Genomic DNA, 11,652 nt, shown 5'->3' with positions numbered 1-11,652 from the left:
AGACAGGGTCGGTGAACCGCTGGCCCGACGCACGCTCGAGCAGCAGGCCGAGCAGGTCGGAATTCGGCGAGCGGTAGCGGAAGGTCTGGCCATGCGGCTCTGCAAGACGTTGCAGGGTCAGGATGAATTCGCGCAGGCTCTCCGTACCGCCGCCCGGATTCCACAGCGTGGCACGGCGATAGCGGGCGAAAGCACTTTCCGGATCGAGATAGGCTTCCTCGAAATCGAGACTGACGCTCATATCGAGCACATGCCGCACGCTCGCATCGCCATAGGCCGAGCCGGCGGCTTCGGGGATGTAGGCCGTCACCGGCGCTTCCGGGTCGAACACCCCCTCGCCTTCTAGTATGCCGGCAATGATGGCGGTCAGCGACTTGCTGATCGAAAAGATGATGTGGCGGGCGCCGAAATCCATATGCGGCGCGAACCAGTCGCCGACGATCCTGCCGCCTTTCATCACCGTCAGTGCGTCGGTGCTCGAACGTGCGAGAAAATCAGCCACCGTCTCCGGTGTGCCGGCGATCGCGACCTTCTCGCCGAGCAGGCCGCCCATATCGCGCACGGGGATTTCGACAACGCCCGACGTCGCCGCCACCCGGGCGGTCGGCACCAGTTCGCCGAGATTCTGGAACGACCACCGGTTGAACGGGTTCTCGCGCCAATTGGCGAGCACCACCTGGTTGCGCCGGAAGCCATAGCGGGTCTCGAACACGGTTTTGCCGGTCATGGCGTTTCCTTCCGGGTCGTTTCTTCTTTGTGGAGGCTCAGCGAAGTGCCGTGGCGATAGCGTGCACGGCTTTCAGCGTCGCTATGGAATAGGCACCATTGGCGAAATCCGGCCAGGTCGAAAGCTTCACCACGACCATTCCGGTGTTCCAGTCGATATGGATCATCTGACCGAACACGCCGCGGCACATCAGTGCGCGCGAGCGCGGGTCCTCGATCCAGAACTGGTTGCGATAGCTGCCCTCCGGCAGGCTGGGGCTGAAGTCCGGCCCATGCCTGCCGTTGCGCGTGTCCTCGACCCAGCCGGCCGGCACGACGCCGCCACCATTGTCGAGGATCAATTGGCCGAAGCGGCCATAATCGCGCAACGTTGCATTGAAGCCGCCATCGGCCACCGCATAGCCGGCGCTGTCGACGGTGAAGCAGGCGCTTTCGTCGGCGCCGAGCTTTTGCCAGAGCTCTTCCGAAACCAGCTGCGGCAGCCGTTTGCCTGTCACCCGCTCCATGATGAAGGCGAGCACATCGGTCTCGATCGAGCGGTATTCGAATTGAGCCCCGTGCGGGCGGATCGTGTCCTTCAAGCCCAGGATCAGCTCGAACATGTGCGAGGGCCAGCGAAAATCCGGATCGCTGCCCGGCGGCACCGGCTTCCAGCCGGTGGCGACATCGACCTGGCCGATGTCGGAATAGCGGTCGGTATATTCCTCGGAGAAACGCACGCCGCTCGTCATGTCGAGCACATGCTGCACATTGGCGCCGGCCCAGCCGGTGGCGCCGAGCTCCGGCAAATAATCCGTGACCGGCCTGGCCGGATCGATCAGGCGGCGCCCGACCAGTATGCCGAATACCGAACCGGTGACGGACTTGGCCATCGACTGCGACAGGTGCAGCGTGCGCTCACCCATGCCGTTGAAATAGCGCTCATAGGCTATCTTGCCGTCCTTGAGCACCAGAAAACAGTCCGTATAGGTCTCGTCGAGCAGCCCGGCGAGTGTCGTCGGCTTGCCCTCGCTGTCCTCGACCGCCAGCCCGTCAAGATCGACCTCGGCGCGTTCGAGACGGCGGCGATGGCCGTTGCCGCGCCAGACTTCGGCGGTCGGCAGAATTTCACGGATGTGCTGGAACGCCCAGCGGTTCCATGGCGGCCGGTCCCAGTCGAGCTTCGGCGGCACCATGGCGGGCGGCGAGCCCTGCATGATCGGCGGCCGCGGATCGCTGTTGCGATAGGAGTCCATGAAAGGCCATTCCCGGAAAAGAAAGACCCGGCGACATGTGCCGCCGGGTCCGTCATGCAGCGATTACTTCTGCAGTTCGGTCCAGATCTTGGTGTAGATGTCCTGGATTTCAGGCGCGCACATCTTCTGGAATTCGCCCTGTGGCTTCGCTGCGGCCGGAATGACGACTTCCGGCGCATCTTTCATGTCGGCCGGCATGTATTTGTCCGAGCCGGTGATGGCGTTGGCATAGCGGTGGAAGGCCGACAGGCCCGCCGCGTTTTCCGGATCCATGATGAAGTTCTGGAACAGCTTGGCATTGTCGACGTTCTTGGCTTCCTTCAGAACGACCACGTTATCGCTCCACAGGCCGTAACCTTCCTTTGGATAATTGTAGTGGATGGCCGGATTGGCCAGCCGCTGGCGCAGCGCCGAGCCGTTCCAGTCGCTGGTTGCCTTGAAGTCGCCGGCGCCCATCTTCTCGATGGTGTTGTATTCCATGGCGATCCAGTTCGGCTTGGCCGCGACCAGCGTGTCACGCACCTTCTTCAGCACCGCCTTGTCGTCCGTGCACTGCTGGCCGCCGACATATTTGATCGCCGCGAAGATGACGTCATTCATCTCGGGAACGACGTTGACCTTGCCCTTCAGCTCGTCCGGCGTGTTGAAGATGATGCCCCAGCTGTCGGCCGGTCCCTTGTAGGCGTCGGTGTTGACGACGACGCCCACCGTGCCCAGCGCCCACGGCACCGAGTATTTGCGGCCTGGATCGAAGTCGGGGTTGGCCCATTCGGGCGCTACATTCTTGAAGTTCTCCATCTTGCCGGGGTCGGTTTCCAGGACAAGGCCTTCCTTGATCCAGATCGGCACGTAGGTCTGCGAGGGTACCGCAATGTCGAAGCCGGTGCCGCCCTGGCGAACCTTGGCAAGCGCGGTGTCGTTGGAATCATAATCGGTGATGGTCACCTTGACGTTGTATTTGGCCTCGAACTTCTTGATCACGTCGGGGCTGGTGTAGTTGCCCCAATTGTAGATGTTGAGCACGCCGTCGGCGCGGGCCAGGCCCGTCGAGGCGAGCAACGCCAACCCCATGGCGGTTGCTGTTGTCTTCCAGTTCATGGTTTTAACTCCCATTTTTCGGTTCAGTCTCGTTTCCTGCTGACGAAGAAAAACAACGTGACGATGGCAACCGAGAGCAGCAGGAAGGCGGTCGATATCGCGTTGATCTCGGGTGTGATGCCGCGGCGGATCTGGCCGAGCATGTAGGTGGGCAGCGTGTCCTGGCCGCCCGATTTGACGAACTCGGTGATGACGACGTCGTCGAGCGAGATGACGAAGGCCAGCATCAGCCCGGCCAGGATGCCGGGCCACAGAAGCGGCAACGTGATGCGCCGGAACGTCTTCCAGGGCGTCGCGTAGAGGTCGGCTGCGGCACGCTCCAGCGTCAGGTCCATATTCTCAAGCCGCGCCCGGATCGGCAAATAGGCAAAGGGAATGCAGAACGCCGTGTGCGCGGCGACCAGATAGCCGATGCCGGAATAACCGGTGAAGATCTTGATGCGCGAGAAGAAGATCAGCAGCGCCACCCCGGTGACGATCTCGGGCACCATCAGCGGCTGGTTGATCGCCGCATACTTGAAGGTGAGGCCGGGATAGGACGCGGTGCGGGTGGTGGCGAGCGCCGCCATGGTGGCAAAGATCGTGGAGAGCACCGCCGCAATGGAGCCGATCTGGAAGGAACGCAGCGTGGCATCGACGACCTGCGTGTTCTGCCATGCCGACTGGAACCATTTCAGCGAAAAGCCGCCCCATTCGGAGGTCGAGCTCGCCGCGTTGAAGGCATAGATGACCAGCACGATGATCGGCAGATACAGCACGATAAAGCAGGTCGCGGCGATCGCGCTGAATCCTGGCTGGTGCTTGATGGAAAAGTTCTTAGCCATGACGCACCCCCGACTTGCCGGCATTGCGCACATAGGCAAGCAGCGCCACCATGACGATGATCATGACGGCGATCGACAGCGCCGAGCCGAGTGGCCAGTTGCGGCCCTGCCCGAACTGCAATTCGATCAGGTTGGACAGCATCATGTTCTTGCCGCCGCCAAGCACGCTCGGCGTCACATAGGCGCCAAGCGCTGGAATGAAGACCAGGATGGAGCCGGCGATGACGCCCGGCTTGACCATCGGAAAGATAATCCGCCGCAGCACCTGGAAGCGCGTGGCGTAAAGGTCGTAGCCCGCCTCGACCAGCCGGAAATCCAGCTTTTCCATGCTGGCGTAGATCGGCAGCACCATCAGCGGCAGGTAGACATAGGCCATGCCGATCAGGATCGCCGTGTCGGTGTAGAGGATCTGGATCGGCGCCGAGATGATGCCGAGCTTGAGCAGCATTGTGTTGATGATGCCTTCGTTGCGGATGATCTGCAGCACTGCGAAGGTGCGGATCAAAAGGTTGGTCCAGAACGGAATGGTGATCAGGAACAGCCAGAGATCGCGGGTCTTTTCGCTGCGCGTCGCCATGAAATAGGCGGTCGGGAAACCAAGCACCAAGGTGGCGATCGTCGTCACCACCGAGAGCTTGATCGAGCGCAGGAAGATGGTGACGTGGGCGGCGGCGATCGAAAGCGTGTCGTCGAAGATATCGCGTTCCAGAAACACCGCTATCCAGGCTTCCGGCGAGAACTGCCACTTCACGTCGCCATAGGAGCCTGGCGTCAGGAACGAGTACACGAGCACGATCAGCAAAGGGCCGGTCGCGGCGAGGAAAATGACCAGCAGCGCTGGTGCTGACAAAAGCCAGCGGTCACGGACATCGCGCCGCTCCGCTGCCTTGGCGACTTCTTCCGCGGTCGCCATCGTCAGTCCTTCAGGACCTGGGCGGCATCGCTGCCGATGAGGATGCCGACCGCGTCGCCCTTCTCGAAACCGCAGCCCGCGCTGCGCGTGTTCTGCTGGCGTACGGTGAAGAGTTCGCCGCTGTCGAGATGAACATGGATGTGGGTGTCGGTACCGAAATAGACGATATTATCGACCCTCCCCGACAGTTCGCCCTTGGCCTTGGTCAGCTTGGCGTGTTCAGGCCGAACCACGACCGTGGCATTGGGCTTGGGCTGGAAACCCTGGGCCACGGTCGCCTCGATGGTCGCACCGGACTTGAGCGTGGCGCGCGCCTTGCCGTTGGCCATCTCGCTGATGGCGGCCGTCAGGAAGTTGGTTTCACCGATAAAGTCGGCGACGAAGCGTTCGGCCGGCTTGTCGTAGATATCCCAGGGCGAACCGACCTGGAGGATCTTGCCCGATGACATGACCGCGATGCGGTCGGACATGGTCAGCGCTTCTTCCTGGTCGTGGGTGACGAAGATGAAGGTGATGCCGGTCTCGTGCTGCAGCCGCTTCAACTCGATCTGCATCTCCTTGCGCAGCTTGTAGTCGAGCGCCGACAGTGGCTCGTCGAGCAAAAGCACCTTCGGCTGCGGTGCCAAGGCGCGGGCCAAGGCCACGCGCTGCTGCTGGCCGCCGGAGATCTGGCTGGTGCGACGACCGGCGAGTGCCTCCATCTTGACCAGCTTCAGCATCTCGGCGACGCGCGCCTTGATCTCGGCCTTCGGCTTACCCAGCATTTCCAGGCCAAAGCCGATATTGTCGGCGACCGTCATGTGCGGGAACAGCGCATAGGATTGGAAAACGGTGTTGACCGGCCGTTTGAAGGGTGGCAGCGGCGCGATGTCCTGGCCGTAGAGCAGGATTTCACCGGCGGTTGGAAAATCGAAGCCGGCGATCAGCCTGAGCAACGTCGTCTTGCCGCAGCCGGATGGCCCCAGCAACGTGAAGAATTCGTTCTCGCGGATAGATACCGAGACCGTGTCGAGGGCAGCCACCTGCCCCTCACCTGATCCGAAAATTTTGCTGACGTTTACTACTTCAATCGCATTCCGATCCGGTTTGTCCGGCACGATTACGCCTCACTGTTGACCCCGCTCTTGCTGGCGGAGCTCTTCCCCTGTTCGATGTGACCACATGGCCGGTGGGTTGGCAAGCCCGGCATTGGGTCACAGTTCAGTCAGTCATTGAGGCCTGCAAGCCCCATGCCATAGTCAGGCCTGATAGGTGATCTTGCCGCCGCAAATCGTCGTCACCGGCCGCACCTTGTGCAGATCGGCCGGGGCGGTGTTCTCGATATCCATCGACAAAACCACCAGATCGGCCATGTAGCCCGATCTCAGCGTACCCTTGCGGTGCTCGGCGAATTCGGCGTAGGCGCCCTCGATCGTGTAACCGGCGATCGCTTCATGCAGCGAGAAACTCTGGTCCGGGTCGCTTTCTGCCCATGGTTTGCGCAACACTGCCGCCTGAATGCCCAGGATCGGATCGATCGGCGACACCGGCCAATCGGATGCGAAGACGACATGCGCGCCGGCATCCTTCAAGGTCCGCCAGGCATAGCTCAGCGGCCAGCGTGCCGGCCCGATGCGCGACACCGTCGGCTCCAGCGGAAAATCCATGGCGCCGGGCGGATGCGGCGGTTGCATGGAAGCAATGACGCCGAGTTCTGCGAAACGCGGCACATCCGATGTGGTGGTGACCTCGATGTGCTCGACCCGGTGACGGCTGTCGCGCTTGCCGTTCGCCTTCTGCGCCGCCTCATAACCGTCCAGCACCGCGCGCACCGCGCCGTCGCCGATCGAGTGCACCGCGATCTGCAGCCCGCGCCTGTCGGCCGCGACGGCCAGATCGATGAATTGTTGCGGCGTGAACAGCGGCTCGCCCACCCAGTCGGGCCGGTCGGCGTATGGCTCGACCATGACAGCTGTCCAGGAATCGAGCACCCCGTCGTAGAACACCTTGACCATGCCCGACGACAGCCATTCGCTGTTGTAGCTTTCGGCCATATCAGATGCCTTGTCGAGCATGTCGAGCGTCATGAAATTCTTGTAGTGGAACGGGATCTTGACGCGGCAGGGCAAGCCTTCCTCGGCTTCGATCTCGGCCAGCAGCTCAAGCTGATAGAGGTTGCCGTCCATGTTCTGGATCGAGGTGATGCCGTGGCGGGCGCACCAGGCGAGCCCGCGCCGCATGATGTCGCGGTCGGCGTCCCGCTCGGCCGCCGTCGGCATCGGGTCCGGCTCGCCGCCGGTCGACAGCCCCAGCCGCACCCGGCTTTCGCCGGCAAGGTCGAGCACCGGGCCAAAGGCCTCGCCTTCGCGCAATTCGCCGGCGGCCAGTCCATCGTCACCCATGACAATCTCATTGCCAGGGCCGAGCGTACGCCCCTGCAGGATGCCGGCCATTTCCAACGCCTTGGTGTTGGCCCACATGGTGTGATGGTCTGGCGCCGCCATGCAGAACGGACGATCGGGCAAAATGGCGTCGAGGTGATGGCGCGTCACGCGCTCGCTGCCGAGCACGGTGTAGTCGACGCCTTGGCCGACCAGCATCTTCGCGTCGGGCCGGGTAGGCGCATAGTCGCGGATCGCCTTCTGCAGCGCCTCGAAGCCATGTATACCGGTGAGTTGAAGGTGGGCAAGTTCAGCCCCGCCCGAAAACAGATGCATGTGGGCTTCGATGAAACCCGGCAGGACGGAGCCGCCCTTGGCGTCGATTACCTTGGTGGCCGGTCCCTTGAACTCTTCGATGGAGGCGCGGCTGCCGATGGCGATGATTGCGCCGTCCTTGACGGCGACGGCCTCGGCGGTGGGATTGTCGTCGTCGATGGTCAGTACACGACCATTGATGACGATCAGATCCGCATTGTGACCTGCACCTGTGACAGACATCGCGACTCCGCGCTTTTGACGACTGACTGAGACCGACAACCTCTTGGCCAACGACCTGCCACTCCACCGGAGCGGCGCCATGGGACGAAAAAGAATGCCAGCGCGCTGTCTTGGAAATTCCCCTTGTCATCCCAAGAGGCAGCGTGGATAAAGAATGCGACTGATTATTCGCGTTTGTCAACATACCGAATCTGGAATGTATCGTGGACAGCAAGCTCCCACCATGTTGAGACCGGGCGGGGAACGAGGACATCGGACGGTGAAGCGCAGTCTCGACCGCAAAAGCAGGATAGCGCTCGAACCGCGCAAACAGCCGCGGCAAAAACGCTCCAGCAAGGTGGTCGACCGGATTCTCGACGCAGCGCTGGTCTTGACGCGGGAGCAAGGAACCAAGACGCCGACGACGCTGGCCATTGCGCAGCGCGCAGGCTTGTCGGTTGGTTCGATCTACCAATACTTTCCCAACAAGGAAGCCATTCTTCTGGACCTCGCCCGGCGCTGGCTGTCATCCTTTCCCGAGGTGATCGCCAAGCGTATCAAGGTCGCCCCGCCCACCAACCGTGAAGAGTTTCGGCAGGAAGTGCGCAAGCTCTTCATCGACACGTCCAGACTCTACCTCGAAAACGCCAGCCTGATGCCGGTGATCGAGGCCATTTCAGGCAACGCCGACCTCAGGCCGATCCAGAACGAATATGACGAGCAGATCATCGCGCTCTACGCCGCATGGCTGCAGCATGTGAACCCGGCGCTTGAAGACAATGTCGCCAGCCGGCTCGGCGTGCTGATGATGGACGTCGGGCACGCCTGCCGGCTTGTCGGGCTGAAAAGAGACCGCAAGACATACGACCTCATCGAGGACGATGTGGAAAGAATGTGGCTCGCTCTGGTGAGCCCTTATCTCAATCTTGAATCTTGACTGATTTCGCACTTCGAGAGGAATTTATGAAGACTGTTTTCTCCCCCCTTCACGCCGGCCATGCCGGTCAAATGGAACTGGTCACATCAGCCATCGTGCCGGGTTTCGAGAAGCCATCGAGGGCCGAATTCATCAAGGCGCGGGTCGAAAGCGAGAAACTGGGTCCCATCATCGCGCCGCACGAACATGACCTCGCCGCCGCCAAGCGCATCCACAAATCAGACTATATCGACTTTCTCCCGACGGTCTGGCCGCAATGGCTGGAAGCAGGTCTCACAGGCACGGCGATGCCCTTCACATGGCCGACGCGCGGCCTGCGCGGCGACGTGCCGCCAAAGCGCGTCGACGCGCTGCTCGGCTATTATTCCTTCGATGCCGGCGCCACTTTCGTCGAAGGCACGTGGGCCGCGATCAAGTCTTCCTACGACGTAGCGCTGACCGCCGCCGGCCTGCTCAAGGATGGCGAGGCTTCCGCCTTCGCGCTCTGCCGTCCGCCCGGCCACCATGCCGGGGCTGGCTTCATGGGCGGCTATTGCTACATCAACAACGCCGCTGTCGCCGCGCAATGGTTCCGCGACCACGGCGCCAAACGCATCTCGATCCTCGATGTCGACTACCATCACGGCAACGGTACGCAGGAGATCTTCTACGACCGTGCCGACGTCCAGGTGCTCAATCTGCATGGCGATCCGATGGTCGAGTACCCGTTCTTCCTCGGCCATGCCGACGAACGCGGCGCGGGTGCCGGCGAAGGCTTCAACATCAATTATCCGATGCCCTTCGGCACCGACTGGGATGCATGGAACGCCTCGCTCGAGGATGCCTGCGGCAGGCTCGCCGCTTATGCACCGGATGTCGTCATCGTCTCGCTGGGTGTCGATACGTTCGAGAAGGACCCGATCAGCCAGTTCAAGCTGAAGACGTCTGATTATCCCAAGATCGGCCGCCGCATCGCCAGGCTCGGCCTGCCGACGCTGTTCGTCATGGAAGGCGGCTATGCCGTCGAGGAGATCGGCATCAACGCGGTCGGCGTGCTGACCGGGTTCGAGGATCGGTAAATGCCTGTCGTCCAGGAGCATCTGGCGGTTTGGGACAACGACAGGCATAAGCAAAGGACCACCGGGACCGGGCGGCAACATCGCCCGGCTCCGACTATCGGGCCAAGGCACCCCCTTCGGCACAGCAACCGGCGCGCCCGTCTGTCCAATGCTCCCGAGCCTGGCGAAATCGACCAGCCGCCGAGGTGGCCGGCGAAGACTTTCGCGTCCCGGTCGTCTGTCCAGGGCGCGAAAACCGAGCTGTGAGTCGCGCCGGAGTCCATCAGATTCGATTTTGTCAAATCGCGTTTGATGTCAGATTCAACTGCGGGTAGATTAAACCCGAATCAGCCGGTCCTGGGGGGCGCGGCGACCACCCAAAGTCTTTTGTTCCGGAGCTTTTCCGGCACCAGACGCGGACGGCTTCGCGTTCCCTGAATGGATTCGGGATTTGGTTCGGTGCAGCCCTGCGCCACGCGTGTGTCTTCGTCAAAGTAATGTGTATTCGGGTTCGGCGGCTGACTTCCAGCATCCGGACAGCAGAAACGATTCCGGCCAAAAGCAACGAGAATGAGCAGTCCCGCCGCGCTACTTCAATCCGACACATTGGGCTCGCGCCTGACGTCGCGCGGCGATCTCACCAGCTTTTTCATGCAACTGACCGCCGAGATCGGCGCCGACAGCTACATGCTGGTCGCCATCGTCCACGATCAGGACCGCAACGATGCGCGCATCGTCTCCTCCAACTGGATTTTCGACGCCATCGAGTTGATCGGCAAGCGGCTGATCGCCGGGCTTGCGCAAGGCGCGCTCACCGTCGCGCCCGGCATTCGTCCGCAGCCGCTGGTAGCATCTCACGCGCCCGAAGCTGACGGGTTGATCACCGGCGAGGAAGCCCGCCTTCTCGATGTGCTCGGCCATGCAGAGATCTATTCCCTGCGCCTGAATGTCGGCCGCCAGCGCCTGTTCGCTCTGTTCTCGGCAGCGACAGCCGGCAGCATCGACCAGCCGGCGCTGATGCGGGCGCAGCTGAAATGCTGCTACGCGCTCTCGCACATCCCACAACTGATCGCCGCCGCCGCCATGCAGGATCCGTTGTCGGATCGCGAGCGCGAATGCCTGTTCTGGGTTTCCGAAGGCAAGACCACCGACGAGGTCGCCGTCATCCTTGGCGTCTCCTCCAACACCGTCAACAGCTACATCACCCACGCCATCCAGAAATTCGCGGCCAGCAACCGCGCGATGGCCATCGCCACGGCGATCAGGAGCGGCATCATTTGAAACACGCCGATATCAAGGAAGCCGCCGAAGCCCTTTTCAACGAGCAGCGCAAGCCGTTCGGCGCCTTCACCCTTAGCTCCGAAACCCATCACGCGGTCACCATTCCCGACGCCGTGCGCCGCTGCCGCTGGATCGCCGTCGACATCAACGCCTCGGCTTTCGGCCTGTTCTTCGTCAGCCCCTCGCCCGAACGGGCGCGGCTCGTTCCTTGCCTTGATTCCGACTATCCCGGGATTGCCGTGGCGACGAAGTTCATTTCAGGCGCCAATGGCGAGGAGATCGTGCGTCACACGCGCATCTCGACCGAACCGCGCTGGTGGACGGATGACGGCGTCACCGCCATGGCCGAGATGTTCGGCAATCTCGCCTGGACGCAGCAGATGGCGCCGCTGGCGCCCGGCACCAGCGGCATCGCCTTCCCCGTCCACGCCGACCGCGGCCAATGCGGCCTTGTCGTTTTCCTGGGCTCGGAGATCACCCTGTCGCAGGACGCTCTCTACGAGATCCACGCTCGTTGCTTTTCGTTGTTCGCCGCAGTCGCCCGCATCCGCCCGAGCGATGCCGGCCGCATGCGTGCAATCTCCAAGCGCGAACTCGAATGCCTGAAGCTGACCGCCAACGGCAACACCAGCGAGGAGATCGCGCGACTCCTGAAACTGTCGGTGCACACCGCCAACCAGTATCTGACCCAATCGACCCAGAAG

At 62.1% G+C, this 11,652-nt stretch carries 11 protein-coding genes; 4 read left to right on the top strand and 7 right to left on the bottom strand.

What is annotated here, in order from left to right; translation table 11 throughout:
* The 7 genes from EN969_RS04145 to EN969_RS04115 form a co-directional block, all read right to left on the bottom strand.
* The coding region (locus EN969_RS04145) for a serine hydrolase domain-containing protein (protein WP_164758143.1) at positions 1 to 727 on the bottom strand (727 nt) is incomplete at its 3' end.
* A gap of 37 nt (positions 728 to 764) precedes the next feature.
* Positions 765 to 1,961, bottom strand: a complete 1,197-nt coding sequence (locus EN969_RS04140) for a serine hydrolase (RefSeq protein ID WP_127418996.1) — start codon at positions 1,959 to 1,961, stop codon at positions 765 to 767.
* Positions 1,962 to 2,024: 63 nt separating this feature from the next.
* Positions 2,025 to 3,059: an extracellular solute-binding protein gene (locus EN969_RS04135; protein WP_013529817.1), complete on the bottom strand. Its 1,035-nt coding sequence runs from the start codon at positions 3,057 to 3,059 to the stop codon at positions 2,025 to 2,027.
* A 23-nt stretch (positions 3,060 to 3,082) separates the two neighbouring features.
* Entirely contained in the window at positions 3,083 to 3,883 is an 801-nt protein-coding gene (locus tag EN969_RS04130) for an ABC transporter permease (RefSeq protein ID WP_013529816.1), read from the bottom strand.
* On the bottom strand, positions 3,876 to 4,796 hold the full coding sequence (locus tag EN969_RS04125; RefSeq protein ID WP_013529815.1) for an ABC transporter permease: 921 nt from the start codon (positions 4,794 to 4,796) through the stop codon (positions 3,876 to 3,878). Before EN969_RS04125 ends, EN969_RS04130 begins: the two co-directional genes overlap by 8 nt.
* Before the next feature lie 2 nt (positions 4,797 to 4,798).
* The gene (locus EN969_RS04120) at positions 4,799 to 5,893 is read right to left on the bottom strand and encodes an ABC transporter ATP-binding protein (RefSeq protein ID WP_013529814.1); all 1,095 of its coding nucleotides are present in this window, start codon (positions 5,891 to 5,893) and stop codon (positions 4,799 to 4,801) included.
* A 141-nt stretch (positions 5,894 to 6,034) separates the two neighbouring features.
* Positions 6,035 to 7,714 carry an amidohydrolase gene (locus tag EN969_RS04115; protein WP_027161443.1) on the bottom strand — a complete coding sequence of 560 codons (1,680 nt, stop codon included), beginning with the start codon at positions 7,712 to 7,714 and terminating at the stop codon, positions 6,035 to 6,037.
* A 154-nt stretch (positions 7,715 to 7,868) separates the two neighbouring features.
* Here EN969_RS04115 and EN969_RS04110 point away from each other — a divergent pair, with 154 nt between their 5' ends.
* The 4 genes from EN969_RS04110 to EN969_RS04095 all read left to right on the top strand — a co-directional run.
* Positions 7,869 to 8,630 carry a TetR/AcrR family transcriptional regulator gene (locus EN969_RS04110; protein WP_244514233.1) on the top strand — a complete coding sequence of 254 codons (762 nt, stop codon included), beginning with the start codon at positions 7,869 to 7,871 and terminating at the stop codon, positions 8,628 to 8,630.
* A gap of 26 nt (positions 8,631 to 8,656) precedes the next feature.
* Entirely contained in the window at positions 8,657 to 9,688 is a 1,032-nt protein-coding gene (locus EN969_RS04105) for a histone deacetylase family protein (RefSeq protein WP_024502679.1), read from the top strand.
* Between the two features lie 549 nt (positions 9,689 to 10,237).
* Positions 10,238 to 10,948, top strand: a complete 711-nt coding sequence (locus tag EN969_RS04100; protein WP_063168914.1) for a LuxR family transcriptional regulator — start codon at positions 10,238 to 10,240, stop codon at positions 10,946 to 10,948.
* Positions 10,945 to 11,652: helix-turn-helix transcriptional regulator (locus EN969_RS04095; protein WP_127418995.1), on the top strand; the 708-nt coding region annotated here is incomplete at its 3' end. The genes EN969_RS04100 and EN969_RS04095, both read left to right, overlap by 4 nt.

The organism is Mesorhizobium sp. M7A.F.Ca.CA.003.01.2.1, from assembly GCF_003998945.1.
In the GTDB taxonomy this organism is placed as follows: domain Bacteria; phylum Pseudomonadota; class Alphaproteobacteria; order Rhizobiales; family Rhizobiaceae; genus Mesorhizobium; species Mesorhizobium ciceri.
Note: the sequence above shows the minus strand (reverse complement) of the source record. Positions and strands in the feature narration are given on the sequence as shown.